Source organism: Streptomyces sp. NRRL B-24572, assembly GCF_002156145.1.
In the GTDB taxonomy this organism is placed as follows: Bacteria; Actinomycetota; Actinomycetes; order Streptomycetales; family Streptomycetaceae; genus Streptomyces; species Streptomyces vietnamensis.
This window is the reverse complement of record NZ_MWIG01000287.1, coordinates 32392-58176: the sequence shown is the minus strand read 5'-3', so window position 1 is coordinate 58176 and position 25785 is coordinate 32392. Positions and strand designations below refer to the sequence as shown.

Below are 25785 nucleotides of genomic sequence, written 5' to 3'. Positions count from 1 at the left end.
CGGTGGCCGTTTCCATCGCCGGCCGCAGCGGTTGGTCGGACGACACATGGTCGTATCTGAACGATCCGCGGATGCCGGCGATGGAACACGGATGGAAGCTGCACGTCTCGGCGCGTCCCGGCGACCTCGACGACGTGATCCGTCTCGTCCTGCCAGTACTGTCCCGGTACGTCTGCCACGCGAAGTTCGCCCGCGACCCGGAGACACTGCGCCGCCTCAACTCCGGGGTGGTGAGCGCAGGGGCCGTCGGCAAGGCGGTCACCGTCTACCCCGTGGCCGACGCCGTGGTCGAGGTCGCGCTGGAACTCGCTGCCGTACTGCGTGACCGGGAGGGTCCGCAGGTCGTCAGCGATCGGAGGGTCGACCCGCGGGCCCCGGTCTACTACCGCTACGGCCCCTTCACGGGCGACTACCGCACCGGCCGGAGCGGGCGGCTCGAGTCCGTCATGACCGGGCCGGACGGCCGGATCTTCGACGGCCTGGCCGTCGGCCGCTACCGCTGCCCTCCCTGGGCCGAGGACCCCTTCGCGAGCGGCTCCAGACACGGTGACGAGCCGTCCGTGCCCGGCTTCGGCGGCGGACGCTACTCCGTCACCGCAGGCATCGCGCGCGCACCCCACGGCAACGTCTACCGCGCGGTCGACCGCGCACACGGGCGGCCGGTGGTGGTCAAACAGGCGAGGGCCTTCGTGGGCGAGGACGAATCCGGCATGGACGCCCGCCACCGGCTGCGCAACGAGCGCACGGTCCTGACCTCGCTCGACGGCGTCGCGGGCGTGCCTCGCGCACTGGACTACTTCGCCCACCAGGCGGACGAGTACCTGGTGATGAGCGAATGCGGCACGCGAGACCTGCGCAGGGACGTTCTGCTGAACGGCCCCTACCGGGACGACGGCACCGGTTCGACACGTGCCCTGTCCGCCCTCGCCTCCCGGCTCCTGCGCGTCCTGGACGCGATCCACGGCCGGAACGTGGTCGTCCGCGATCTCAAGCCCGACAACGTGGTGCTCGACGACTCGGGCCCCGGCCGGTGCCACGTGATCGACTTCGGGATCAGCGAGCGGGACGGCACCGGCCCCGGAGGGGCGACCCCCGGATACAGCGAGCCGGTTCTGCGCGCGACCGGACCGGCCGCTCCCACCGACGACTACTACTCCCTCGGTGCGACCCTCTTCTTCGCCGCCACCGGCATGGACCCGGTGATCGTCGACACCGACCACGAGGTCAATCGGGACCGGACCCTGGCCTGCCTGGCCGAGGCACTTCCCGGGGACGCCCACCAGGGCATCCGGTCGTTGATCACCGGACTGCTGAACTTCGACCCGGCCGTGCGCGTCGGCACCGTCGACCGCCTGCGCACGGGCGCGGCCGGCACCGCACGCCGGCCCGCACGCCCCCGAATCGACAACGACCTGCTGGACGCGATCATCGAGCACACCACCGCCTACTGCGTCGGCGAAGCGCAGGCGATCACGGACCCGGAACGGGCCGCACAGCTGAACGTTCCCACCTCGATCGACGTCTACGGCGGCAGTTCGGGGCTCGGACTTGAACTCCTGCACCATGCGCACCGGCCCGACGTGCGTTCGGCCGTCACCGCGTTGGCGCGATGGACGGCGGAGCAGTCGAGGAACCTGTCACCTGGCTTCTACACGGGGCGCACCGGTGTCGAACTCTTCCTCACGCAAGCGGGGTTGGCGACAGAGCCGGGGACGGGCGCCGAGGTGCGGTCCGGGTACCCCGTCCTGCCTGAGCGCGCACCGGACGGCGGGCCGCCGGAGGCCGATCTGATCGCGGGCGCCGCCGGAATCGGCCTCGGCCGGCTGCTGCTCGCCCGGCACGCCCTACGGTCCGGTCGGCGGCACACCGCGGGCCGGCACCTCGCCGTCGCCGCCGACTGCGACCGGATGCTGGCAACGGGCACCGCCCGGCTGACCCCGACCGGTGCGGACACGCCCGGCAGCGCCGCACTCCGCGAGGGCATCGCGCACGGCGAGGCGGGCGTCACCTGTTTCCTGCTCGAGTACGGTGCCGCGACCGGGGACCCGGACGTGATCAGCCGCTCCGAGAAGGCCGCGGCGCGCCTGGCCGCCGTGACACCGGAGATCATCGCGGCGGCCACCGAGCCGGGGGCGACACGCCGCTACGGCTCGTGGTGCCGGGGGCTCGCCGGCATCGGGACCGTACTCGTCCGGGCCGCCGAACGCCTCGACGAGCCCGGGTACCTCGATCTCGCCCGGCGGGCCGCGCGGGCGTGCGCCGTAGTGGCACCGCGGATGCCGCTGGTCACGCAGTGCTGCGGACTGGCCGGAGTGGGTGAACTGATGCTGGAGGTCTCGGACGCGACCGCGTCCGAGGAGTTCCGTGACGCGGCCGAGACCATCGCCCTGCTCATCCTGAGCCGCAGCGGCGGCACCTGGTCCCGGCCGGTGTTCCCGGACACCGGTCTCGCCCGGCCGAGCGCCACCTGGGCCGGCGGCTCCGCGGGCGTGCTCGCCTTCTTCAGACGACTCCACGACGGGGGCGGCGCGCGGCTCGGTCTCGACCTCGGATGAGCCACGCGAACCGGGCATCGCGCGTCCGCTTCGAAGCCCCGGCTGCTCCCGGACCGGCGACGACATCGAGCACGGCCGCGGTGTCAGTCGGCTGACGTATCCTTCCCGCCACCGCACACCGACTGCTAGGACCAAGAGAATTGACCGGCCTCTCTGCTTTCCCGCTGCCCTTTCACGCTTCCCGTTCCCTCTCGTTCGCGACGCCCCGAACGTTGCGGGAGCTTCAGATGATGCAGTGCAGCGCACACCTCCGGGCGAAGCCCGGTTGGTTCGACAAGATGCATGACGCCGACATCGTCGCCAGGTGGACGCAGGAGGCGGTCGCCCAGGGCCTCACCGAAGCGCAGGTTCGTTATGTGCTTGCCGAACTCGCGCATTACGCCTCGCTACGAGACGAACGGACCGGCATCGAGGTGTCCGCCGTCGACGGGGTGTGGCAGTCGGACACCTTGGTCGACGACAAGCTCAGGTCCCGGCTGATCGAGGCGGTCCGGGTTCTGGAACAGGTCCCCGAGGCAGAACTGGACTGGCATCCCGGATCCGGCGGCCAGGTACTCGATCTGGTTCATCCCTCCCTGTTCTGCCTCGTGAACGAGGTGAGCGGCGCTCCCGAGCGGGCCTGGCGGAACCCGACGGACCGTTACTCACGGTATGAGTTCTCGGAGAAATTCCAGTGGCTGCCCACGGACGTCGACGTCAGTGAAGACGGCGACGTCACGTTCCGTTCCTACGTCAACAACATCCACCCCGAGGTCCACCACGAACTGGCCGCCGTCCTGCCGGACGTGTTCGCGCGCATGCGCCCGCTGCTGGAAAACGTACTCACCGATCTGCGCCGTCCCCGTCCCCCACGGATCGAAGCCGATCCGTACGGGTGGTACGAATCGCAGCCGGAGTACCCGGACAAGTCCGCCTACAACGACGACGAGGCCTACGCGGAAGCGTGCCGCGCATGGGAACGAGCCCAGGACGACTGGTGGGAGAACCGCCGCCCGGTGGTCCCCGACGCCCCGGCCTACACCCCGCCCGAGTCGCCCGAAGAGTCCGCCCGCGTCGACTTGCGGGGGCGGACTCTCCAGGTCATCGTCAAGCTCGCCACCATTCATCTCACGCCGGACAAGCCCGAGTACCAGGGCGGTTCCTGGCATGTCGAGGGGATGATGAACGAGCGGATCGTCTCGACCGGCATCTACTACTGGGACAGCGAGAACATCACCGAAAGCCGGCTGAGTTTCCGGGCGGCACTGGACGACCCGGACTACGAGCAGAACGACGACAACGGTCTGCGTGAGGTCTACGGCCTGGAGGACGAAGACGCGCTGAACCAGGTACTGGGATCGGCATCGACCCCGGCGGGTCGCTGTCTGGCGTTCCCGAACATCCTGCAGCACCGCGTCGGCTCGTTTCGCCTCGCGGACGCGACTCGGCCGGGACATCGCAAGATTCTCGCGTTCTTCCTGGTCGACCCGTCGGAACGGATCGTCTCGACGTCCGATGTGCCACCGCAGCAACCGTGGTCCGACACCTCGACCATGACGCTCGAACAGGCCAGGGAATATCGCGAACAGCTCATGCGGGAACGCAAGTTCTTCGTCGACGAACACAACGAGCAGCTCTACGAGCGGGAATTCTCCCTCTGCGAGCACTGAGCACCGCCTGAATCCCGCAGCATCCTTGAACCATGGATGACGACTCGCCCCAGGTCGGCCCGAAGCACGGGGCCCGGGATCCGGCTCCCCCCCTCCGGAACCGTCGCCGGCCCCAGGCAGCAGCGGGGAGCCGGCCCAGGGACGCCGCCGTGCGGTTCACCGATCGGTGACCACGATCCCACGCTTGAGGATCTTGCCGGTAGGGCCCTTGGGGAGCTCGGTCGTGACAGTTACGAGCCGCGGGTACTTGTACGCCGCCACCCTTGCCTTGACATGGTCGCGGATCTCCTCGGCGGTGGCCTCGGCTCCGGGACGAAGCGTGATCACCGCGGCGATCTCCTCGCCGAGCACCGGGTGCGGTACGCCGAGGACGGCGGCCTCGGCGACGGCCGGGTGCTCGTACAGCACCTCCTCGACCTCGCGCGGGTAGACGTTGTAGCCGCCGCGGATGATCAGGTCCTTCTTGCGGTCGACGATGAAGTAAAAGCCGTCCTCGTCGACGCGGGCCAGGTCACCGCTGTAGAACCATCCGTCGCGGATCGCTTCTTCCGTGGCCTCGGGGCGGTTCCAGTAGCCGGCCATCACGTTGTCGCCGCGGATCGCGATCTCGCCGACCTCTCCCGGGGGGACCTGGCCGCCGGCCTCGGAGACGAGCTTCATCCCGACCCCGCGGATGGGCTGTCCGATCGAGCCCGCCTTACGCGGGCGGTCAGGGTGGTTGAAGGCGGCGACCGGTGAGGTTTCGGAGAGCCCGTACCCCTCCAACACGGTGGCGCCGAAGCGGCGCTCGAAGCCGTGCAGCACCTCGACCGGGAGTGAGGATCCGCCGGAGACGGCCAGGCGCAGCCGACTGGCGTCGAAGCCGTCGGGAAGCTCGGCGTGGAGCAGCGCCGCGTACATCGTGGGCACGCCGAGGAAGACGGTGACCCCGTCGCGGGCCATGATCTCCAGGGCGCGCCCCGGCTCGAACTTCGGCAACAGGGTCAGCGTGGCGCCGGCGGCGACGGCCGTGTTGAGTGCGCAGGTCTGGCCGAAGGCGTGGAAGAGGGGCAGTCCGCCGAAGAGCACGTCGTCGGGTCCCGCCTGGACCAGGGTCTCGGCCGTGGTGGCGGTGTTCGTGGCCAGGTTCCGGTGCGAGAGCACGGCTCCCTTCGGTGTCCCGGTCGTGCCCGAGGTGTAGAGGATCAGTGCCGGGTCGTCATCGGTCCGGTCGACGATGCCGGGCATCGGTTCGTGAGCGCGCAGCATGTCGTCGAAGGCCACGGGCTCGGTGACCAGGCATGCGGTACCGGTTTCGGCGGCTGCCTTGGTCACCTCGTCGGCGAAGAGGTGGGATGCCAGAACGATCCGCGCCCCGCAGTCGTGAAGGGTGAAGGCCACCTCACGTGCCTTGAGCAGCGGATTCATCGGCACGGCCACGCCGCCGACCCGCAGGATGCCGTAATAGGCGACCGGGAACAGCGGGACGTTGGGCATGGTCAGCGCGACGCGGTCGCCGGGCCGGACGCCGCGGTCGCGCAGGAGGGCGGCGACTCTGGCGCTCGCCTCGTCCAGCTCGGCGTAGGTGAGCGTGCTGTCGTCGTGGCGCACCGCGATGCGATCGCCCCGGGCTGCCGCGGAGTCCACCAGGAACGTGGCGAGGTTGGTCATGTCGGCAGTCTCCTTGAGTTCGTCTCGGCCTGCGATGCGGCGTTCCGGCGGCGGATCACGTCGCGAGGGGTGATTCCGTGGCGAGCGCGGCCGGCACGGGGGTGTTGCGGCAGGGCCAGCCACAGCCGCAGTAGATGGCGCTTGAGCTCGGGCGGGTCATGGTCCTCGAACTCCGCTCGCGCGTGCATGATCGTGTGGGTGTTGAGCAACAGCAGATCGCCGACTTGGAGGTCGATGTCCAGTCGGAACCCTGCCGAAGCCGCCACGTCGTCGATGAGGTCGAACAGGTCCGAGTCCGCCGGTTCCAGGCGGGGCACCTCGGGGAAGCGCTGGGCGGATTCCAGGTAGCAGCGGTTGTAACGCATGCTCAGTGCGCCTCCCGGCAGCCGGACGGCGAGCGGCGCGGCCTCGTACGGAGGCTCCTCGGGAGGGTGCTCCTGCCGGCGGTCGAAGCAGTACGTGCGGTACAGGCGCTCGGCCAGATCGGGGCGGCGGTCCATCACCGCGTTGTGAACCGCCCCCGCGCTGACCAGAGAGGTGCGCCCGTCGGTGCGAGGCGCCTGCAGACACAGCAGCGCCACGAGATCGGCTCCTTCCGTGTGGAACGGCAGAGCCACCCGGGTCTGGTAGCCGCGTGTCGCCGGATCGGCCAGGCTGCGGCCGGTGTCCCGGACGTGGCCGAGGACGTGCCCGTCCGCGTTCTGCGGGACCGGACGCCCCAGGTATTGACCAAGGCCCCAGAAAACCGCGCTCGCGGTCGACTTGGTCAGCTGCCCGACCGCGAGGCCCTTCACGAGCACGAACCCCCGGCCGTGCTCCAGTGCCTCGGCGATGCGTTCCAGTTCAGCCGAGAGCGTGGGAAGCGGGAAGTCGGCGGTCGTCAGCTTCAGCAACGTGGTGTCGCGCCGGCGAGCCTCCCGCAGGGCGGCATCGATCTCGGCGAGGTGGTGCGATGAGAGGCATCGGGTCCACTCCTCGCGGTGGTCGGCCAGCTCTTCGCCGCTCCACACCGACGGTCCTGAGCAGGGTACGTACAGCCTCTCGTCCCCGTAGGTCGTACCGGTCATTACGCCTCCGTACCTTCGCGTGTCTACCGGCCCCGTACGTCTGCCACGAGCAGGCCGGGCCGGTGAACAGCGCCATGCTAGGTTCCCTCCTCCCACCATGCTTAACTTGGAGTGACATCAGACTTGCCCTTTCGGGACAGTCTTGGAGGGTTCACATGAAGCCCCTGGTCCGCACCGCTGCCCTCAGCGGCTATGTCGAGCTGTGCCGCTCACTCGATCTCGACCCACAAGCACTGCTGAAACGGGTGGGCCTGGACACCGCCGCCCTCGTGGTTCAGGACAGGTGGATCTCCGGCGCGGCCGCGGTCCAGGTGCTGGAGCTGTCGGCGGCCGACTCGGGCCACGAGGACTTCGGAGTGCTCCAGGCGGAGTTCCGGCGCTTCTCCAACCTCGGACCCATCAGCCTGGTCGTCCGCGAGGAGCCTTCCGTGCGGAGCGCGCTGGGACTGTTGATCCGTCATCAACACATGTTCAACGAGGTCCTGCACACCCAACTGCAGGAGGCTGACGGGCTGGCCACGTTGAAGGTCGACCTGCTGCTCGGCGAGGCGATGCAGACCCGGCAGGCCACGGAGCTGGCCGTCACCGCTTTCCACCGGATCCTGCGCGCGTTCCTGGACCCCGGTTGGCACCCGCTCTCCGTCTGGTTCAGGCACCCCGCCCCGGCGGACGCCTCGACGCATCGGCGCGCGTTCGGCTCTGCCGTGGAGTTCGATCAGAAGTTCAATGGAATCGTCTTCTACGCCCACGAACTCGACGCGCCCAACGCGATGGCGGACCCGCTGCTCCACGAGTACGCCCGCCAGTACCTGAAGCCCATCGCGACTCCCCAGGACACCACCGCCGCGGATCGGGTGCGTGAGTTGATCGAGGTCCTGCTGCCGAGCGGGCGCTGCTCGATCGAGCAGGTCGCCCGCAGCCTCGGTGTCGACCGGCGCACTGTTCACCGGCATCTGGCCGCCTCGGGCGAGACGTTCTCCTCTCTCCTCAACGCCACCCGCATGCGCCTCGCCGAGCAGTTCGTCGCGAACCCGCGGCGCTCGCTGACGGAGATCTCCGATCTGCTGGGCTTCTCGTCGCTGAGCGCATTCTCGCGTTGGTTCCGCGAGCAGTTCGGGTGCAGCCCGAGGGCCTGGCGCAGCAGCGGGAGCCGGCAGCACCCCGGCCGGAGCTGATACCTGGCAGAGCCGGCCCCCGCACCATGCCGTGCCGGCGCACTCGGCACGCCCCAGGGGACGGTGTCCCCAAACGGCAAGTTATCCGTCCCTCAGGGTCAAGCGAAGCCGGCGTGCCCGGTCCTACCTTGGGATCACCGCAGAGACGCGGTCGGCCGCCGGAGGAGACGGGTTCCCCCTGTGCGCGTTTCCTCCGGAACGTCGATCGTAACCGGGCCCCTGCGCCCGCTGTCACCCGGTGACCCGCATCGATCCTCGCCGGACTTCCCAGTCCCTCACATCGCACTCGGCGGTGCTCGGAGCGAGCGATCGAACACCCGACGAAGGAGACGGACCGTGCACTTCCACGACGACTCGCTCTTCCCGGAGAACCAGCAGAAGCTGGTGATCCAGGCCGCTCCCTACGGGCCGGAGTGGCTTCCCGGGGATGCCGACGACCTGCCCCTGACGATGGACGAGCACGTGCAGGCGGCCGTGGACTGCTACAACGCCGGCGCCACCGTGCTCCACATCCACGTACGAGAGCTCGACGGCAAGGGCTCCAAGCGGATGTCCATGTTCAACGAACTCCTCGGCCGGCTGCGCGAGGCCGTCCCCGACATGGTCCTGCAGATCGGCGGGTCGATCTCCTTCGCCCCCGAGGGTGAGGGCGGCGACGCCAAGTGGCTCGCCTACGACACCCGCCACCTGCTGGCCGACCTTACCCCGGCGCCGGACCAGGTGACGATCGCGATCAACACCAGCCAGATGAACATCGTCGAGATCATGACCGACGACGACCTGGAGGGCACCTCGATCGCGAAGCCGGAGTACTACCGTGCCTATCGCGACATGGTCGTCGAGGCCGGCCCTGAGTTCTACCTCGAGCACCTCAAGCGCCTGCGTGCGAGCGGCGTCCAGCCGCACTTCCAGCTCGCCACCCTCGCCCAGCTCGAGACCGTCGAGCGGCTCATCCGCGCCGGCGTCTACACGGGCCCCCTGATCCTCAACTACGTGGCGATCGGTGGCGGTTTCGCCGGGCGGCATCCCGCAGACCTGATCGAGTTCATTCGCCGCGTCCCGGACGGCGCAGTGCTCACCATCGAGAGCTCCATGCGCGCGGTGGCGCCGATGAACGCTGTCGCCATCGCCCTCGGGGTGCACGTCCGGGTCGGCAACGAGGACAACCTGTGGCGGCGCAAGGGCGAGCGGATGTCCTCCGTCGAACAGATCGAGCAGACGGTTCACATGGCCGACGCACTCGGCCGCGACATCGCGACCGGCGCGGAGGCCAAGGAGATCTACAAGATCGGCGAGTACTACACGAGCGCCGACGAGACCCTGGCCCGCCTGGGCATGGTGCCGAACCGCCGTCCCGGTCAGCGTGGCTTCATGCTGCGCGACGTCTGATCGCGAAGCACTACCACCGCGCCGCCGCTCGTCGGCGCGGGCCGAGGGGCCGCCGGAGTCGTGCCCTCCCCCGGCACCGGCGGCCCGTTCCACTCCCCTCCCGCGCACCTCCCATGATCAACGGAGCACACACCATGACTCATGCCGTCCGCTTCAAGGAAACCGGCGGTCCCGATGTCCTGCGCTGGGAAGAGGTCGTCGTCGGCGACCCCGGCCCGGGTGAGGTACGGATCCGGCACGAGGCCGTCGGACTCAACTTCGCCGACACTTACTTCCGCAGCGGCCTGTATCCCGTGCCGCTTCCGGCCGGACTGGGCGTCGAGGCCGCCGGAGTGGTCGAGGCGGTGGGCGAGGGCGTCGTCCACGTCGCCGAGGGCGACCGGGTCACGTACACCGGAAGCCCACTCGGGGCCTACAGCACGGAACGGGTCATGCCCGCCGACTCCCTGATCCGGCTGCCGGACAGCATCAGCTTCGAGACCGCCGCCGCGATGACCATGCGCGGCCTCACCTCCGCGTACCTCCTCCGCAGGATCCACCCGTTGAAGGCCGGCGACACCATCCTGCTGACCGCGGCGGCCGGTGGTGTCGGCCTCATCGTCTGCCAGTGGGCCAAGCTGCTCGGACTCACCGTCATCGGCACCGTCTCCACCGAGGAGAAGGCGGAACTCGCCCGCGCGCACGGCTGCGACCACATCATTCACTACCGGCGAGAGAACGTGGCCGAGCGGGTGCGTGAACTGACCGACGGCGCCGGGGTCCCTGTCGCCTTCGACAGCGTCGGCAAGGCCACCTACGCCGCCTCGCTCGCCTCGCTTCGGCGCCGCGGTCTGCTGGTCTGCTTCGGTACGGCCTCCGGTGCGATCCCACCCGTCGACGCCATGCAACTGGCCGTCAACGGCTCCCTGTTCATCACCAGGCCGGCGCTCGCCGACTACATCGCGGATCCCGCGGAGCGGGCCGAACTCGCGGGCGAGCTCTTCGGCCACGTCGCCTCCGGACGGATCTCCATCGAGATCAACCAGCGATACGTGCTCGAAGACGCCGTACACGCGCACCGCGAACTGGAGTCGGGACGTACCACGGGATCGTCCGTCTTCGTCCTCTGAACACCAGACGCCCCACGCGCACCACGACCCCTTCCAGGAGGGAAATCGCCATGGAAAAGACCGTCGCTCCGCCGGAGGGAACGCCCGCGCCGGTGCGCGCGCGTTCCCGCGGCTCGATCAAGGTCGAACCGCTGACCTGTACCATCGGCGCCGAGCTCTCCGGCGTGAACCTCGGCGACGCCTCGCGCGACGACGACCTGTTCGCCGAGATCAGGGCCCTGCTCCTGCAGTACAAGGTGCTGTTCCTGCGGGACCAGGACATCACCCGGGCCGAACACGTCGCCTTCGCCCAGCGCTTCGGCCCGCTGGAGGACCACCCGGTGGCCGGCAGCGACCCGGAGCACCCCGGCCTGGTACGGATCTACAAGGATCTCGACAGCGCGCCGGAGCACTACGAGAACGCGCTGCACACCGACGGTACTTGGCGTGAAAAACCGTCCATGGGCGCCGTGCTGCGCTGCATCGAGTCGCCCCCGGTGGGCGGCGACACGATCTGGGTCAACATGGCCGAGGCCCACCGCCGGCTTCCCGAGCACATCAGGACCCGGATCCAGGGACTGCGGGCCCGGCACAGCATCGAGGCCACGTTCGGCGCCGTCATGCCGCGGGAGAAGCGGCACGCGCTCAAGGCGCGGTTCCCCGACGCGGAGCACCCGGTCGTGCGCACCCACCCCGAGACCGGAGAGCAGATCCTCTTCGTCAACGCCTTCACCACGCACCTCGTCAATTACCACACCCCCGAGAACGTGCGCTTCGGTCTTGACTACGCCCCCGGCGCCGGCCTCCTGCTCAACCACCTGATCAGCCAGGCCTCGGTCCCCGAATACCAGGTGCGCTGGCGCTGGACGCCGAACAGCGTCGCGATCTGGGACAACCGCTCCACCCAGCACTACGCCGTCCAGGACTACTGGCCCGCCGTCCGCAAGATGGAGCGCGCCGGAATCGTCGGCGACAGACCGTTCTGATCCCGTCTCCAGCAGGTTTCACAAGCCCGTGAGGTGATGACAATGGAGTTGTGCACCACTGCTGGGTCCGTCCCTGGGGCCGAGACGAACATCTCGTCCAGGTGGCCGGTGTCCCCACGCTACGCCTGGGTGGTCTTCGCCCTGAGTTTCGGCCTGCTGCTGTCCGACTACATGTCGCGGCAGGTACTCAACGCCGTCTTCCCGATGCTGAAGGCCGAATGGCTGCTCTCCGACGCCGAGTTGGGTTCGCTCAGCGGCATCGTGGCCCTCATGGTCGGCCTGCTCACCTTCCCCCTCTCGCTCTTGGCGGACCGCTGGGGCCGGGTGAGGAGCCTGCTGCTCGCCGCGACGATGTGGAGCGTGGCGACCCTGGCCTGCGCTGTCTCGGCGACCTACGGCCAGATGTTCATCGGCCGCCTCTTCGTCGGCATCGGTGAGGCGGCGTACGGGAGTGTGGGAATCGCCGTCGTCCTGAGCATTTTCCCGATCGGACTGCGGGCCACCCTCTCCGGAGCCTTCATCGCCGGCGGGGCCTTCGGCTCGGTCCTGGGCGTGTCGATCGGCGGTGTCGTGGCCCAGCAGTTCGGCTGGCGCTGGGCGTTCGGCGGCATGGGCGTCTTCGGGCTCGTGCTGGCCGCGGTCTACGGGATCGTCGTCACCGAGAAGAGACTCGCTCCGCGAGCCGGTTCCACGGACGCCCGGAACGAGGAAGCCTCACGTGGCCGGCTGCGCGAGCTCCTGCCGCGGCTGTTCTCCTCCGTCTCGGTGATCTGCGCCTATGTCGGCAGCGGACTGCAGATGTTCATCGCCGGCGCGCTCATGGCCTGGCTGCCCAGCTACTTCAACCGCTACTACGACATGCCCACGGCGAAGGCCGGCGCGACCGCCGGGGTCTTCGTCCTGATCATCGGCATCGGGATGGTGGTCGGCGGCATCGCCTCGGACCGCATCAGCCGAGCTCTCCCCGTTCGGAAATGGACCGTGGCCATCGTCTGCAGCGTCGGCTCGCTCGTCCTGCTCATGGCCGCGTTCCGGCTGCCCGCCGGCCCGGCGCAGCTGCTGGCGCTGGCGGCCGGAGCGCTGCTGTCGGCGGGGACAGCGGGTCCCGCCGCCGCCATGGTGGCCAATCTGACCCCCGCGTCCATCTCCGCGACGGCCTTCGCCACGCTCACCTTGGCCAACAGCCTGCTCGGGCTGGCCCCCGGGCCCGCGGTCACCGGCAGGCTCGCGGACAGCATGGGCCTGCTCGGCGCGATGCGGATCGTGCCGCTCGCGGCACTCGCCGCCACTACGGCGTTCGTGATAGGCCGCCGCCACTACGCACGTGATCTGGGCCGTCTGACCGGGCCGGCCCCGGTGAGGGGCCGGAAGGAAACGGAGATCGCCCGATGAACCGCACGATCGAGCCAGTGGTGGTGATCGTCCCCGGCCTGCGCGAGCACGTCGAAGAGCACTGGCAGACCTTGCTGGCCGACCGGCTCACCATGGCCGGGCGCACGGTCCGCACCGTTCCCCCTCTGACGCGGGACCAGCTGAGCCGCGAGGCCCGCGTCGCCGCACTGGACAAGGTGGTGGCCGAGATCGCGGGACCGGTCGTGCTGGTCGCCCACAGTGCCGGCGTGATCACCAGCGTCCACTGGTCCCAACGGCACGAGGCGCAGGTGAGGGGGGCGCTGCTGGTGACGCCGCCGGACTTCGAGAACCCGCTGCCCCAGGGCTGTCCCGTCCCCGAGGTGCTCGACGAGAACGGCTGGACTCCGGTGCCCCGTACGCCGCTGCCCTTTCCCAGCATCGTCGCGGCCAGCTCGAACGATCCCCTGGGATCCCTGGATCGCATCGCCGAACTCGCCCGGGACTGGGAGGGACGCCTCGTAGAACTCGGCGAGGTCGGCCACCTCAACCCCGCCTCCGGCTACGGTCCGTGGCCGCGCGCGGAGGAGCTCCTCCGCGAACTCGAGCACCCGCTCGACTAGACCCCCGTCCCTCCTCGTGCAGCCCCCGCGAAAGGCAACGATGAAAACCGACACCGACCTGCTGTGGTCTCCCGGTCGCCGCGAGTTGGAGACCTCCAACGTCGCGTGCTTCATGGACTACGTGAACAACGTGCGGGGGCTGCACTTCTCCGACTACGCCGAGCTGTGGCGCTGGAGCTCCACCGACCTGCCCGGCTTCTGGTCGGCGGTGTGGGAGTACTACGGGCTGGACACGGTCACCCGCTACGACGAGGTACTGAGCGATGCGTCGATGCCGGGCGCCGACTGGTTCCCGGGCGCGCGGCTCAACTTCGCCGAGCGGTGCCTCGCCCATGCCACCGACGCTCGCCCGGCGTTGATCAGCGTGGCCGAGGGCGGCACCTCTGTGGAGACCTCCTGGCAGGAGCTGCATCGTCAGGTCGCGGACGTCGCCGCGGCCTTGCGACGCATGGACGTGGGGCCTGGCGACTGCGTGGCCGGCTACCTTCCCAACCTCCCGGAGACCGTGGTCGCCCTGCTCGCCACGGCCGCCATCGGCGCGGTGTGGACTGTCTGCTCCCCGGATTTCGGCACACCCAGCGTGCTCGCCCGACTGCGGCAGGCGCAGCCGGTCGTCCTCGTGGCCGCGGACGGATACCGCCACGGCGGCAAAACCTATGACAAACGCCCGGAGGTCGCCGAGCTCGCTGACGGACTTCCCACCCTCCGCCACATCCTCGCGGTCGACAACCTCTTCACCACCCGGACCGAGCCGTGGTCGACGCTGTCCGGGAGAGAACAGCACGCCTGGTCCGAGCTGCCGGCCGCCGAGTCGCCACTGGAATTCGCCGACGTTCCCTCCGACCACCCGCTGTGGATCCTGTGGTCATCGGGAACCACCGGCATGCCCAAAGGAATCGTGCAAAGCCACGGCGGCATCGTGGTCGAACTGCTCAAAGCACTCGGCCTGGGCGCGGACCTGCGCCCTGACGACCGCTACCTCTTCCTCACATCCACGAGCTGGATGGTCTGGAACTTCCTGGTCGGCGGCCTGCTGCACGGCAGCACCATCATCCTGTACGACGGCAGCCCCACCTTTCCGGACATCAACGGCGCCTGGCGGATCGCCGCGCAGACCGGTGCCACCATGGTCGGCGTCGGCGCGGCCTACCTCGCCGCCGTGGAGAAATCGGATACGCATCCCGCGGCCGAGTTCGATCTCAGCGCGCTTCGCTCCATCCTCCAGACCGGCTCGTCCCTGCCGCCCAGCACCTGGCGCTGGGTCCACGACCGGCTGACTCCCGGCGTCTGGCTCCAGTCCATCTGCGGCGGCACCGACATCTGCTCGGTCCTCGCCGGCGGGACCCCCGTGCTGCCCGTACGCGTGGGACGGATCCAGTGCCCCGCGCTCGGCGTCGCGCTGGCCTCCTGGGATCCCGTCGGGCATCCTCTGACAGGCGAACAGGGCGAGCTGGTGGTGACCGCCCCGCTGCCGTCCATGCCCCTCCGCTTCGTCGGCGACCCGGACGGCACCCGTTACCGGGCGAGCTACTTCGACACGTACCCCGGGGTCTGGCGGCACGGTGACTGGGTCACCCTCCACACAGACCTGTCGGTGGTCATCGCCGGCCGCTCCGACTCCACGCTCAACCGCATGGGCATACGGATGGGATCCGCCGACATCTACGACGTCGTCGAACAGCTCCCCGAGGTCGCCGACAGCCTCGTCATCGGCGTCGAGCGGTCTGGCGGCGGTTACTTCATGCCCCTGTTCGTCGTGCCCACCGACGGCGTCGCGTTCGACGACGGACTGCGTGAGCGGATCGCCAAGACGATCAAGCTCCGACTGTCCCCGCGCCACGTACCCGATGTGATCGAGCCGATCCCCGCCGTTCCGCGCACGCTCACCGGAAAGAAGCTCGAAGTACCGGTCAAGCGCATCCTGCAGGGTTCGCCGATCGCCGACGTCAGCGGCGAAGGGTCGGTAACCCATCCCGAGATGCTCGCGTGGTTCGCGGACTTCGCAACCCGTTCGACACCGGACAAGTGAGGTCGCCGAGGCACGGGGAGGCACTCACCCCAGCCGATGTCCGACAGCGGCCCCGAGGCACTCCGGGTGGCCGCTGCCGGGCTCGGGAACGAGCTGCGCCTGCCTGCCCAAGAGCATCAGCCCAGCAGGACGAACTCCGGATCGTGCTCGCGCAGAGTCTTGAGCAGGCCCGGGGACCGTTCGGCGAGCAGGTTCGTCGCGGCGGTGACATACGCGTGCGCGGTGCCGACGGACATCCCGAAACCGGCCGCGATCCGGGTGAGGCTGTCATGGCGGCGCAGGTACACCAGAGCGACGAGCGCGCGCTGGTGCGACGGGAGCTTGTACCGCCGGTCACCCTCACGGGTGACGATGAGCATCGTGACCCATTCGACCAGCCCGTGCGGGGGGCGAGTGCGGCCGGATGCGGAACCAACGAGGCTCCTGCACCGGTGGGTTGAGACGTCGACACCTCCCCCGACGGCACGGGAGCCCTGTGCGTTGCGGCCCTCATCTCAACCTCACCGGCGTCACCCGATCAGCGGCCACGCTGAAAACGCTCGCTGACGGCAGCCGGACAGCGAGTGATCGATCAAGGTGGCCGCTACTTGCGCCTGGGCCCTGCGGTTGCCGCCCTGCACGATACGTTCGCGGAGGCCCTGGCCGACGACGCGTCGCGCGCCGTCGTCGCCCACCGCCTCAAGGAGGTCGGCCGCGTCCTGCTCTCGCGTGGACACCACGGCGTCACGGGCTACACCAGCGGCTACGACGACGCCGCCGCGCGACACATGGCCGACAGCGGCATCGGGATCCTCCCGGAGGCCGACCGTGCCGTTCTTGCCATCGCGCTGTGGACGATCAGGTGATTCGGCTCTGTCGGGGATCTTGTGATGTCGCAGGGCTGAGCTGGGCAGTCTCCGGGTGTGTGGTTCAGGGGTGTTGGGGCGGCTGTTGCCGCATCTGTCTGATGTTGGCATCGAGTCGATCAAGCGAGTGACAGGGGTCGTCATACTTCGCGCCGGGTGCCAGGCGCTGCTGGCGAGATGCCCCGGATGCGGCATGCCGTCCTGGCGGGTGCACGGTCGGTACGTCCGCCGGCTCGGCGACGCACCGATCGCGGGCAGCCCCACGGTCATCGAGCTGACCGTGCGGCGGTTCAAGTGCTTGAACAACCGCTGCCCTGCGGTCACGTTCGCCGAGCAGATCGAAGGGCTGACCAAACCGCACGCCCGGCAGACGCACATGCTGCGGTCGATGCTCACCTCGATCGCCCTCTGCCTGGCGGCCGCCCAGGCGCCCGTCTGGCCGCTGCCTTCGGGATCCGCATTGCCAAGGACGCACTGCTGGACCTGCTCCGCTCGGTCCCACAGCCGCCGGTCGGGACGGTCAGATTTCTGGGAGTGGACGATTTCGCTCTGCGCAAGGGCGACTCCTACGCGACGGTCCTGGTTGATCTGGAAGCCCGCCGCCCGGTCGACGTGCTGCCCGGTCGCGACGCCGAGCCGTTGGCGGCCTGGCTGCGTCGGCACCCGGAAGTGGAGGTGATCTGCCGGGACCGGGCCGGCGCCTACGCGGAGGGAGCCCGCATTGGTGCCCCGCAGGCAATACAGGTCGCCGACGCCTGGCACCTGTGGCGGAACGTTGCCGAGGCGGTGGAGAGAACGATCGGATCCCACCACGGTTGCATCCGGGCCGCGTTCGCCGAGACCCCGGTCCTGGCGGAGGCAACCGCGAAGGACCCGGTTGCGCCGAAGCCGCCTGAGGCAGTGACCGCGCCGTTCGTTCCACCGGACGGCACGCTCGATGTCATGGGCCGACCCCGGCGCCTGGTCGCCCGCACCGCGGAGAGATTCGCCGCGGTCCAGGCACTGCTGGCCGAGGGGAAGTCCTTGGCGGCGATCGGCCGGACCCTGCGGCTCGACCACTCCACCGTCCGTCGTTTCGCCCGGGCCGGCAGCCTCGACGAACTCCTGGTCAAGGCCACCGGACGACTGTCCGTGCTGGACGAGCACAAGCCCTACCTTCACACCCGATGGGCGGAGGGCTGTCACGACATTCCCCAGCTCCACCGAGAACTGCGCGAGCGCGGATTCACCGGGAGCATCCAGTGCCTCCGCCGCTACTTCCGCGCCTTCAGACCGCCCCGTCAGCCGGGGCGGAAGCGGCAGCCGGTCTCTCAGCCGCAGTCCAGGCCGGTTCCGAGGCCCCGCCGCATCGTCCGCTGGATCATGACGAACCCCGCACACCTCGCCGCCGCCGACGCCGCGGAGCTGAAGGAGATCCGCGCGGTATGCCCGCACCTCGACGCCACTGCGCGGCATGTCCGGGACTTCGCAGAAATGCTCCGCAACCTCCGGGGAGACCAACTCCCGGACTGGATGAATCGCGTCCTTGACGACGACCTCCCGGCCCTGCACTCCCTGGTCAGCGGCCTGAGACGCGATCTCGAAGCCGTCACTGCCGGACTGTCCACACCGTGGAGCTCGGGCCAGGTCGAAGGCCACGTCACCCGCGTCAAACTCCTTAAACGCATGGGCTACGGGCGAGCCAACCTCGACCTCCTACGCCAACGCGTACTTCTCGCCCCGTGACCCTGTGACATCACAAGATCCCCAACAGAGCCGCCTTCGACTACGACGAGGTATCGACGGTACGACACCCCTGCCGCAGCAATCATGCACAGCTGGGGCAGTCGATGACATGGATGGCGTGCAGGGACTTGATCAGGGCGAAGTCGGCGTCAACCGTACGGCTGGAGTACGAAGCGAGGGCACCGAGTCCCACCCGCTCGCCGTTCTTGAGGACCAATCCGGGAGCCTGCGCCGGGGCCAATCCAGGGCCCTCACCGGTATCGACCGCTCCGATCACACACCACGGAACGACTTTCGAGCGTCCCAGGCCACGTTCGGTGAGACCCGTGGAGTCGATCCGCACTCCCAGGACACAGCTGCGGAACACCATCCAGGCACCGCCCGCACCCATCACGGTGTAGATCACTGCACTGACAGGATCTGCGGCAACCATCCCGCTGATCAGCGCCCCAGCACCCAACAGCGCAAAACCACTCCCCACCAAGAACAGGGCTACCCGCTGCCCCGACCTATGGAGAGTCTGAGTGCGTATCGGGCTCGGTGAGGGCGACTCCATGGCCACGATCCTAAGCCGCAGCCGTACACCGCGTACGGGTTTCACCGTCACAAGATCCCCGACAGAGCCGAATTGCGTGATCGTCGACACCGCCGACCGGCGCTGCTGCCCGTTCGGCATGAGGTGCGCCACAGGGACCGTCGAAGGCAGGTCGGGCGCTTCCGTGGGAGCCGTGCGCTCTGGTAGACGTGGTGGCGCACTTGTTCGATTCATTCCGAAAGCACCCCCATGAACCACGACACCGGTCCTCGTTCCGACCTAGTCGGCTTCAGCATCGACCTCACCGTCGAGGAGGCACGTCGGCGTGCCGAAGTCGTGGCAGCCCTTGGGCCCGACTGGGACCCCGTGGCCGTTCTGCGTGAGGAGGAGGCGGCGCGCACCCTGCTGTACTCGGGCCTGGACGAGGAGCAGCAGAGGCTTCACGCGATGCTGGTCGCGGCCGGTGTGCTGCCCGGGGAGGTGCCGGGCCGTGCGTCTTCCGCTTGATCCCCACGCCGACCCGGCTCGGCGGGCCTGGGTCGCGTGCCCCGGCTGCGACGATGCCCGTGACTGCGCGACCTGCCTGGACCACCGGAACTGCCGGAGCCACTGGCGCTATCTGATCGGGAACAACGGGCTCCGGGTCCACCTGCAGTGCCCGAACTGCACCCACACGTGGACCCTCGACACCTCCCGTGAGCGACGCGGCCGCCGGGCCTGAGCTCAGCAGATCCGCGGCAGCTGCTCTCCGAGTGGCATGTCCACGACGCGGGTGCCACCGAGTCCGGTGCGCGCCACCACCATGCCCGGGTGGGTCTCGACCGCCTCACCGATCACCGCCGCTTCGGTGCCCATGGGATGAGCGCGCATCGCGGCCAGTACCGCATCGGCGTGGTCACGCGGAACGAAGGCCACGAGCTTGCCCTCGTTCGCCACGTACATGGGGTCGAGTCCGAGCACCGCGCAGGCATTGCCGACCGCTTCGGGGACCGGTACGGCACGCTCCTTGATGACGACGCCCGTGCCCGACGCCGCCGCGATCTCGTTCAGCGAGGCGGCCAGGCCCCCGCGCGTGGGGTCGCGCAGCACGTGCAGGTCCCGCGTGACGGCGAGCATCGCCTCGACGAGGCCGCCGAGCGGTGCGCAGTCGCTGTTGATCTCGACACCGAATTCGAGGCCCTCACGCACGCTCATGATCGCCACGCCGTGCATACCGATCGGGCCGCTCACGATCACCACGTCTCCGGGCACCACCCGTTGCGGGCGCAGGTCGACTCCCTCGGGGATCAGCCCGACCCCCGAGGTGTTGATGTAGACGCCGTCGCCGTGACCGGCCTCCACGACCTTGGTGTCACCGGTGACGACCTGGACGCCGGCCACGCGCGCCGCCGCACCGAGGGCTTGCGCGACGCGGGCGACCACGTCGGTCTCGACGCCTTCCTCCAGGATGAACCCGCAGGAGAGGTGGCTCGCCCGGGCGCCGCTCATGGCGAGGTCGTTCACGGTGCCGTTGACGGCGAGGTCGCCGATGCTGCCGCCGGGGAAGAACAGGGGGCGCACCACGAAGGAGTCCGTGGAGAACGCCAGGCGGGCGCCGCCGATCCGGATCTCGGCCGCGTCCGCGGTGTGGGCGAGGGCCGGTCCGCCGTAGGCCGGCGCGAAAATGTGCTCGATCAGCTCGGCGGACAGTGTTCCTCCGCCGCCATGGCCCATGACGATGCGCGGTCGGTCCCGCAGGGGCGCCGGGCAGGTCCAGGCGAGCATGTCGGGGGCCGGCTGCGCGACGTCGACCGCCGGGGTGGTGCTGACGGTGTCAGGCAAGGGGGCTGCCCTCCAGGGAAGCGGTGACCGGGGACGGGGTGCCGGAGGCCGTGGGGACCGACGTGGGAGGCCGCTGTCCCGGAGTTCCCGCGTCGAGCCGCCGGTAGAGGTAGTAGGCGGCGCAGGCGCCCTCACTGGACACCATCGTGGCGCCGAGCGGGGAGCGGGGCGTGCAGGTGGTGCCGAACGCCTCGCACTCGTTCGGTTTCAGCAGGCCCTGGAGGACTTCGCCGCTGCGACACTCGGCAGGCTCGCGGGTGTCGATCCCCTCGACGGAGAAGCGGTGCTCGGCATCGTGGTCACGATAGCGTTCGGACAGGCGCCAGCCGCTGTCCGGGATGACGCCGATGCCGCGCCAGGCCCGGTCGGTGACCTCGAAGACATCGCTCAGCATCGCCTGTGCCGCCGGATTGCCCTCGGCCGTCACGGCGCGCTGATAGGCGTTCTCGACCCGGTGCTCGCCCTGCTCCAGTTGAAGCAGGGTCCTGCGTACGCCTTCCAGGATGTCCAGCGGCTCGAATCCGGTGACCACGATCGGCACCTGGTGGCGTTGCGCGAGCTCCGGGTACTCGGCCGTGCCCATCACGCTGCAGACGTGGCCGGCGGCAAGGAAACCCTGGACTCGGCAGTCCGGGGACCGCATGATCGCGTCGATCGCCGGGGGGACGCGGACGTGGGACACGAGCAGACTGAAGTTACGGATGTTCCGCTTGCGCGCCTGATGGACGGTCATCGCGTTGGGCGGCGCCGTGGTCTCGAAGCCGATGCCGAAGAAGACCACCTCCCGGTCCGGGTTCTGCTCGGCGATCCGCAGCGCGTCCAACGGGGAGTAGACCACCCTGACGTCGCCGCCTTGCCCGCGGACCTGGAACAGGTCGCGGCCCGTGCCGGGGACGCGGAGCATGTCGCCGAAGGAGCAGAAGATCACCCCCGGCCGGGAAGCGATCTCCAGGGCCTTGTCGATCATCTCCAGCGGAGTGACGCAGACCGGACAGCCCGGGCCGTGGATCAGCTCGATCTCGGGCGGCAGGAGCTGGTCGATGCCGTGCCGGATGATGCTGTGGGTCTGGCCGCCGCAGACTTCCATCAGGGCCCAGGGGCGCGTCACCGTCGCGCGGATCTCGTCGAGCAGCCGGCCTGCCAGGTCCGGGTTCTGGAACTCGTCGATGTACTTCACGGCCGTACCTCCCCGTGGACGTCGCCCTGCGCCTGCCACTCGCTTCCCGCGGCCTCGGCGGCCTCCCACGGGTCTCCGAACTCCTCCTGGAGCAGACCGAGGGTCTCGAACAGCTCCAGCGTCCGCCGGGCCGACTCCTCGTCGAGCTTCTGGAGGGCGAAGCCCACGTGCACGATGGCGTACTCACCGGGCTTCAGGTCCGGCAGGTACTCCAGGCACACCTCCTTGACCACGCCGCCGAAGTCGACCGTGGCCATCCGGGTTCCGTCCCGGTCCTCGACGTCCAGCACTTTTCCGGGTACCGCCAGGCACATGGGCGTTTCCTCACTTTCGCTCTCGTCGTGGCGTGCCGGGGGCCGCCCCGTCCGTGCTCCGGGCCGCCACGACGAGCTGGCCGAGAGCCAGGCCCCCGTCGTTCGGCGGGATCAGACGGTGGCGCAGGACGGTGAAGCCGTCCTCCCGCAGTCCTTCGGCGCAGGCCGAGGAGAGCACTGTGTTGGCGAACACCCCCCCGGTCAGGGCGACGGTCTCCACGCCGGTCTCGCCGCGGGCCGCGGCGCAGACCACACGCACCAGTCGGGCCACGGCGTGGTGAAAGCGCGCCGCGACGACGGCTGCGGGGGTCCCGTCCAGCACGTCGGCGACCACCGCCGTCAGAAGGGGCGCGGGGTCGGCGGTGAGCGGGGCGCCGGTCCGCGGCGAGCCGAGCCGGAAGGCGTAGCGTCCGTCCTCGGCCACGGCGGGTGCCCGCAGGGCCGCGGCCTCCAGCTCGATCGCGGCCTGCGCCTCGTATCCCGCGTGCTGGCAGATCCCCGCGAGGGAGGAGACGGCGTCGAAGAGGCGCCCCATGCTGGACGTGGGCACGCAGTTCAGCTCACGCGCCAACTGCCTTTCCAGTACGGGAAGCTCCCCGGGCGCACAGGCTCGCGTGCAGGGCAGCGCGTGGTCGGCGGCGAGGCCCGCGGCCCGCAGGTGGGACAGAGCCATGCGGTACGGCCGTCGTACGGCCGCGTCACCGCCCGGCAGGGGTACGCAGGCCAGGTGCGCGAACCGTCGGAACCCGGCGTAGTCCGCGAGAAGGAACTCGCCGCCCCACACGGCGCCGTCGAGACCGTAGCCGGTGCCGTCGAAGGCCACACCGATCACGGGACGCGTGCCGTCGAGACCGTTCTCGGTCATCGTCGCCGCGACGTGCGCGTGGTGGTGTTGTACGGGGACGACGGGCCGTCCCGCCGCGTGTTCACGGGCCCAGCGGGTGGACCGGTAGGCGGGGTGGCGGTCGGCGGCGAACAGTCCGGGCCGTACGCCCGTGACGGACTCGAGTTGCCGCTCGGCGGAGGTGAGGGCGAGCTGGGTGGCAAGGTCGTCCATGTCGCCGATGTGGGCGGAGAGCCATGCCTGGCGTCCTTCGCCGAGGCAGAAGGTGTTCTTCAGGTCCCCTCCGACAGCGAGGGCCGGAGCGATCTCGACGGGCAGCGCGACCGGAAGTGGTGCGTAGCCCCGGGAGCGGCGCAGCGTCAGCTGCTCGCCGTCGCAGACGCGGACGACGGAGTCGTCGCAGGGCACATGGATCGGTCGGTCGTGCAGCAGCCAGGCGTCCGCCAGTCCGGCGAGCCTGGTCAGTGCCTCCGCGTCGTCCGTGACGATGGGTTGGCCCGAGAGGTTGCCGCTGGTCATCACCAGCAGCCGAGGCCCTTCCCGGTCAGCCGCTCCCAGGCCGAGGAGGAGATGGTGCACGGGGGTGTACGGGAGCATGAAGCCGAGGTCGGGGCTTCCGGGGGCCACCGCTCCCGCCGGGGCGGCCCCCTGTCCCGGCCGGGCGTCGTCGCGGCGGCGCAGCAGGACGACGGGCCGGACACCGCCGGTGAGGAGTTCGCGTTCGAGCGGGCCGAGGTGCACGAGGGGCTCGATGTCGGCGAGGTCCGCGGCCATCATCGCGAACGGTTTGTCACCGCGCGCCTTGCGGCGGCGCAGTTCGGCCACCGCGTCGGGGTTCGTCGCGTCGCAGGCCAGGTGAAAGCCGCCCAGGCCCTTGACTGCGAGGATCGCACCGGCCGCGAGCATCCGGCGTGCGGCGGCGATCGGCTCGTCGCCGGAGTCGGAGGCGCAGTGGGCGTCCGGATCGGCGCCGGAGCGGGCAGGGCCGTCCGGCGCCGTGACCAGCCGCAGCCGGGGGCCGCAGCGGGGGCAGGCGATGGGCTGCGCGTGGAAGCGCCGGTCGGCCGGGTCCGCGTACTCCCGGGTGCAGTCCGGGCACATCGGGAAGCCGGCCATGGTGGTGTGGACCCGGTCGTAGGGCAGTCCCGTGACGATCGTGAACCGCGGGCCGCAGTTGGTGCACGTGATGAAGGGGTGCAGATACCGCCGGTCGGCCGGGTCCGCGAGCTCCGCGAGGCAGTCGTCGCAGGTGGCCGTGTCCGGCGGGACGAGGGTGCGGACGGCGTCGCCCCGGCGGGAGGGCACGATCGTGAATCCGCTGCCGCCGCCGGCGGTCAGCTCGGCCGCCTCGACGGACTCCACGCGGGCCAGGGGCGGGGCGTCGGGCGCGAGGCGGGCGCAGAAGGCGGCGACGTCCGCGGGGTCTCCCTCGACCTCCGCGACGACGCCGTCCGCCGTGTTGGTGACGTGGCCGGACAGGCGCAGCCCGGTGGCAAGGGCATGGACGAAGGGCCGGAAGCCCACGCCCTGCACGACACCGCGGACGACCACACGGCTGCGCCGCGGGGCCGTCGCGGGGGCGGGTCCGGGCTGCGCCGTGGTCATGCGCCGGCCCGGGCCATCGCCGGGGTGTGGACGCGGTTCCCCTCTGCCGTCGCGAGGGCCCGGTCCAGCAGCGCGCCGGCTCCTCGGTCGTCGCGCACCGAGCTGAGGACGACCTCGACGCCGGGGTTGACCTGCTGCACGTTGGCGCGGAAGGCCGTCTCGTCGAACTCCGCGGCCTCGGCCATGTCGGTCTTGGTGACGATCACCAGCTGGGCGAGGCCGAACGCGGTGGGGTACTTGAGCGGCTTGTCCTCCCCCTCGGTGACCGAGGCGAGCACCACTCGGAGGGACTCCCCCAGGTCGTAACCGGCGGGGCAGACGAGATTGCCGACGTTCTCCACGAACAGCAGCCGGACGGACTCGGGCAGCCAGTCGTGCAGGTGCCGGGCGACCATGTCGGCCTCCAGGTGGCAGAGGCCGTCGGTGAGCACCTGCTTGACGGGGACGCCCGAGCGGGCCAGGCGGCGGGCGTCGTTCTCGGTGGCCAGGTCGGCGGTGAGCGCGGCGGCGCCGACGCCCCGTTCGCGGGCGAGGCGCAGTTCGCGCTCCAGCAGGGCGGTCTTCCCGCTGCCGGGGCTGGAGAGCAGGTTGATCACGGTGGTGCCGCGTGCGTTCAGCTCGGTGCGCAGGATGTGTGCCGCGGCTTCGTTCTTGGCGAGGACCGCGCGCTGGAGATCGACGGCTCGGCACATGCTCAGCTCTCCTCGGTGATCGGTCGGCGATGCCGTTCGTGCGTCGTTTCGGGACAGGCCCAGCGGACCTCCCGGATCTGGAGCTCACGGCCGGAGACCAGTTCGTCGGCGGCGGCGCCGCAGCCGGGACAGAGCAGCCGGGGCGGCATGCCGACCGCCCAGTCCTCGGCGCACGGTGCGCAGCGCGCGGTGCCCGGGACGGTACGGGTGATCAGCTCGGCGCCCTCGACGACGGTTCCGGCGCAGGCGAGTTCGAAGCAGAAGGCGAGGGCGTCGGCGACGACGCCGGCCAGCTCGCCCACGTCCAGCTCGATGCTGCTGACACCGACGGCCCCGCGGGACTTCGCCGCGGCCTCGACCTGGTCGACGACGGCGACCGCGAGGGACATCTCGTGCATCGGTCTCCGTCCTGGGCGCGGGGGTCTCGGGCGCCATTAGAGAACGGGTGGCGGCGGGGGCATGCCCGGCGCGCCGGGATTGGACGGCCGTGTCGTCCGTTCGGTGCAGCCGCCACCACCGGACCCGCGGGTGCGTCACATCCTGCTGATGCGCAGATAGCGCCGGATGTCGGGGAGGACTCCGGCGACGACGGCCACGACGGCCAGGGCGGCGGTGGCGGCGACTGCGGCGCCGAGGACGTTCCTGTGCATGGGACTCTCCGTTTCG

23 protein-coding genes and 2 pseudogenes are annotated in these 25785 nt (G+C 70.0%); 14 read left to right on the top strand and 11 right to left on the bottom strand.

What is annotated here, in order from left to right:
- Positions 1 to 2: 2 nt before the first annotated feature.
- Together lanL and CCN56_RS18120 are read left to right on the top strand one after the other, a co-directional pair.
- Positions 3 to 2555, top strand: coding sequence for a class IV lanthionine synthetase LanL (lanL, locus tag CCN56_RS18125; protein WP_086828112.1), 2553 nt, complete (start codon positions 3 to 5; stop codon positions 2553 to 2555).
- Between the two features lie 140 nt (positions 2556 to 2695).
- Positions 2696 to 4204, top strand: a complete 1509-nt coding sequence (locus tag CCN56_RS18120) for a DUF4246 domain-containing protein (protein WP_086828110.1) — start codon at positions 2696 to 2698, stop codon at positions 4202 to 4204.
- A gap of 156 nt (positions 4205 to 4360) precedes the next feature.
- Here CCN56_RS18120 and CCN56_RS18115 read toward each other — a convergent pair whose 3' ends face one another.
- Entirely contained in the window at positions 4361 to 5854 is a 1494-nt protein-coding gene (locus CCN56_RS18115) for a long-chain fatty acid--CoA ligase (protein ID WP_086828108.1), read from the bottom strand.
- Positions 5851 to 6921, bottom strand: coding sequence for a TauD/TfdA family dioxygenase (locus CCN56_RS18110; protein ID WP_179199889.1), 1071 nt, complete (start codon positions 6919 to 6921; stop codon positions 5851 to 5853). Before CCN56_RS18110 ends, CCN56_RS18115 begins: the two co-directional genes overlap by 4 nt.
- A 155-nt stretch (positions 6922 to 7076) precedes the next feature.
- Between CCN56_RS18110 and CCN56_RS18105 the strand changes: the two genes are divergently transcribed.
- From CCN56_RS18105 to CCN56_RS18075, 7 genes are all read left to right on the top strand, one after another.
- Entirely contained in the window at positions 7077 to 8096 is a 1020-nt protein-coding gene (locus CCN56_RS18105; RefSeq protein ID WP_086828104.1) for an AraC family transcriptional regulator, read from the top strand.
- Between the two features lie 336 nt (positions 8097 to 8432).
- On the top strand, positions 8433 to 9485 hold the full coding sequence (locus CCN56_RS18100) for a 3-keto-5-aminohexanoate cleavage protein (RefSeq protein WP_086828102.1): 1053 nt from the start codon (positions 8433 to 8435) through the stop codon (positions 9483 to 9485).
- 134 nt (positions 9486 to 9619) lie between these two features.
- Positions 9620 to 10594, top strand: coding sequence for a quinone oxidoreductase (locus tag CCN56_RS18095; RefSeq protein WP_086828101.1), 975 nt, complete (start codon positions 9620 to 9622; stop codon positions 10592 to 10594).
- Positions 10595 to 10644: 50 nt separating this feature from the next.
- Positions 10645 to 11559, top strand: coding sequence for a TauD/TfdA family dioxygenase (locus tag CCN56_RS18090; RefSeq protein ID WP_086828098.1), 915 nt, complete (start codon positions 10645 to 10647; stop codon positions 11557 to 11559).
- A gap of 108 nt (positions 11560 to 11667) precedes the next feature.
- Positions 11668 to 12951 carry an MFS transporter gene (locus tag CCN56_RS18085; RefSeq protein WP_256962022.1) on the top strand — a complete coding sequence of 428 codons (1284 nt, stop codon included), beginning with the start codon at positions 11668 to 11670 and terminating at the stop codon, positions 12949 to 12951.
- Positions 12948 to 13532 (top strand): alpha/beta hydrolase, encoded by a 585-nt coding sequence (locus tag CCN56_RS18080; protein ID WP_086828094.1) that lies wholly within the window; start codon positions 12948 to 12950, stop codon positions 13530 to 13532. The genes CCN56_RS18085 and CCN56_RS18080 overlap by 4 nt, the downstream gene beginning before the upstream one ends.
- A 40-nt stretch (positions 13533 to 13572) precedes the next feature.
- Positions 13573 to 15561 carry an acetoacetate--CoA ligase gene (locus tag CCN56_RS18075; RefSeq protein WP_086828092.1) on the top strand — a complete coding sequence of 663 codons (1989 nt, stop codon included), beginning with the start codon at positions 13573 to 13575 and terminating at the stop codon, positions 15559 to 15561.
- Positions 15562 to 15683: 122 nt separating this feature from the next.
- Here the strand turns inward: CCN56_RS18075 and CCN56_RS18070 are convergent.
- Positions 15684 to 15976: pseudogene (locus tag CCN56_RS18070) on the bottom strand (transposase family protein); the annotation flags it as partial.
- Positions 15977 to 16148: 172 nt separating this feature from the next.
- Between CCN56_RS18070 and CCN56_RS18065 the strand changes: the two are divergent.
- The 3 genes and pseudogenes from CCN56_RS18065 to CCN56_RS18060 all read left to right on the top strand — a co-directional run bounded on the left by CCN56_RS18065 (position 16149) and on the right by CCN56_RS18060 (position 18131).
- A complete protein-coding gene (locus CCN56_RS18065; RefSeq protein ID WP_086828090.1) occupies positions 16149 to 16406 on the top strand; it encodes a hypothetical protein in 258 nt (85 codons plus the stop codon).
- A 193-nt stretch (positions 16407 to 16599) separates the two neighbouring features.
- Positions 16600 to 16647, top strand: a pseudogene (locus CCN56_RS45840) (hypothetical protein); the annotation flags it as partial.
- Positions 16648 to 16700: 53 nt separating this feature from the next.
- Positions 16701 to 18131, top strand: coding sequence for an ISL3 family transposase (locus CCN56_RS18060; RefSeq protein WP_179199888.1), 1431 nt, complete (start codon positions 16701 to 16703; stop codon positions 18129 to 18131).
- Positions 18132 to 18213: 82 nt separating this feature from the next.
- On the opposite strand, the gene CCN56_RS42655 is transcribed toward CCN56_RS18060, so the two are convergent.
- Complete coding sequence (locus tag CCN56_RS42655; RefSeq protein ID WP_143664548.1) at positions 18214 to 18537, bottom strand: PH domain-containing protein; 324 nt, start codon at positions 18535 to 18537, stop codon at positions 18214 to 18216.
- A gap of 378 nt (positions 18538 to 18915) precedes the next feature.
- Between CCN56_RS42655 and CCN56_RS18050 the strand changes: the two genes are divergently transcribed.
- The gene (locus tag CCN56_RS18050; protein WP_086828084.1) at positions 18916 to 19173 is read left to right on the top strand and encodes a DUF6400 family protein; all 258 of its coding nucleotides are present in this window, start codon (positions 18916 to 18918) and stop codon (positions 19171 to 19173) included.
- Positions 19157 to 19387 (top strand): hypothetical protein, encoded by a 231-nt coding sequence (locus CCN56_RS18045; protein WP_086828082.1) that lies wholly within the window; start codon positions 19157 to 19159, stop codon positions 19385 to 19387. The genes CCN56_RS18050 and CCN56_RS18045 overlap by 17 nt, the downstream gene beginning before the upstream one ends.
- Before the next feature lie 2 nt (positions 19388 to 19389).
- Here CCN56_RS18045 and hypE read toward each other — a convergent pair whose 3' ends face one another.
- The 7 genes from hypE to CCN56_RS45835 all read right to left on the bottom strand — a co-directional run bounded on the left by hypE (position 19390) and on the right by CCN56_RS45835 (position 25769).
- The gene (gene hypE / locus CCN56_RS18040; RefSeq protein ID WP_086828142.1) at positions 19390 to 20430 is read right to left on the bottom strand and encodes a hydrogenase expression/formation protein HypE; all 1041 of its coding nucleotides are present in this window, start codon (positions 20428 to 20430) and stop codon (positions 19390 to 19392) included.
- Positions 20431 to 20479: 49 nt separating this feature from the next.
- A complete protein-coding gene (gene hypD / locus CCN56_RS18035) occupies positions 20480 to 21664 on the bottom strand; it encodes a hydrogenase formation protein HypD (RefSeq protein ID WP_086828080.1) in 1185 nt (394 codons plus the stop codon).
- Positions 21661 to 21978, bottom strand: coding sequence for a HypC/HybG/HupF family hydrogenase formation chaperone (locus CCN56_RS18030; protein WP_086828079.1), 318 nt, complete (start codon positions 21976 to 21978; stop codon positions 21661 to 21663). Before CCN56_RS18030 ends, hypD begins: the two co-directional genes overlap by 4 nt.
- A 10-nt stretch (positions 21979 to 21988) precedes the next feature.
- Positions 21989 to 24427 carry a carbamoyltransferase HypF gene (hypF, locus tag CCN56_RS18025; protein ID WP_086828077.1) on the bottom strand — a complete coding sequence of 813 codons (2439 nt, stop codon included), beginning with the start codon at positions 24425 to 24427 and terminating at the stop codon, positions 21989 to 21991.
- Positions 24424 to 25119: a hydrogenase nickel incorporation protein HypB gene (gene hypB / locus CCN56_RS18020; RefSeq protein ID WP_086828075.1), complete on the bottom strand. Its 696-nt coding sequence runs from the start codon at positions 25117 to 25119 to the stop codon at positions 24424 to 24426. The genes hypF and hypB overlap by 4 nt, the downstream gene beginning before the upstream one ends.
- 2 nt (positions 25120 to 25121) lie before the next feature.
- Positions 25122 to 25517, bottom strand: coding sequence for a hydrogenase maturation nickel metallochaperone HypA (locus CCN56_RS18015; protein WP_086828073.1), 396 nt, complete (start codon positions 25515 to 25517; stop codon positions 25122 to 25124).
- Positions 25518 to 25652: 135 nt separating this feature from the next.
- Positions 25653 to 25769, bottom strand: coding sequence for a hypothetical protein (locus tag CCN56_RS45835; RefSeq protein ID WP_373412864.1), 117 nt, complete (start codon positions 25767 to 25769; stop codon positions 25653 to 25655).
- Positions 25770 to 25785: the final 16 nt, after the last annotated feature.

Excerpts from the sequence above, each read along its gene's own strand:
- CCN56_RS18095 (WP_086828101.1), top strand. The coding sequence starts at position 9,620 with ATGACTCATGCCGTCCGCTTCAAGGAAACCGGCGGTCCCGATGTCCTG.
- CCN56_RS18110 (WP_179199889.1), bottom strand. The coding sequence starts at position 6,921 with ATGACCGGTACGACCTACGGGGACGAGAGGCTGTACGTACCCTGCTCA.
- CCN56_RS18080 (WP_086828094.1), top strand. The coding sequence starts at position 12,948 with ATGAACCGCACGATCGAGCCAGTGGTGGTGATCGTCCCCGGCCTGCGC.
- CCN56_RS18030 (WP_086828079.1), bottom strand. The coding sequence starts at position 21,978 with ATGTGCCTGGCGGTACCCGGAAAAGTGCTGGACGTCGAGGACCGGGAC.
- CCN56_RS18090 (WP_086828098.1), top strand. The coding sequence starts at position 10,645 with ATGGAAAAGACCGTCGCTCCGCCGGAGGGAACGCCCGCGCCGGTGCGC.
- CCN56_RS18105 (WP_086828104.1), top strand. The coding sequence starts at position 7,077 with ATGAAGCCCCTGGTCCGCACCGCTGCCCTCAGCGGCTATGTCGAGCTG.
- CCN56_RS45835 (WP_373412864.1), bottom strand. The coding sequence starts at position 25,769 with ATGCACAGGAACGTCCTCGGCGCCGCAGTCGCCGCCACCGCCGCCCTG.
- hypB (WP_086828075.1), bottom strand. The coding sequence starts at position 25,119 with ATGTGCCGAGCCGTCGATCTCCAGCGCGCGGTCCTCGCCAAGAACGAA.
- CCN56_RS18050 (WP_086828084.1), top strand. The coding sequence starts at position 18,916 with ATGAACCACGACACCGGTCCTCGTTCCGACCTAGTCGGCTTCAGCATC.
- hypF (WP_086828077.1), bottom strand. The coding sequence starts at position 24,427 with ATGACCACGGCGCAGCCCGGACCCGCCCCCGCGACGGCCCCGCGGCGC.
- CCN56_RS18115 (WP_086828108.1), bottom strand. The coding sequence starts at position 5,854 with ATGACCAACCTCGCCACGTTCCTGGTGGACTCCGCGGCAGCCCGGGGC.
- CCN56_RS18075 (WP_086828092.1), top strand. The coding sequence starts at position 13,573 with ATGAAAACCGACACCGACCTGCTGTGGTCTCCCGGTCGCCGCGAGTTG.
- CCN56_RS18015 (WP_086828073.1), bottom strand. The coding sequence starts at position 25,517 with ATGCACGAGATGTCCCTCGCGGTCGCCGTCGTCGACCAGGTCGAGGCC.
- hypE (WP_086828142.1), bottom strand. The coding sequence starts at position 20,430 with ATGCTCGCCTGGACCTGCCCGGCGCCCCTGCGGGACCGACCGCGCATC.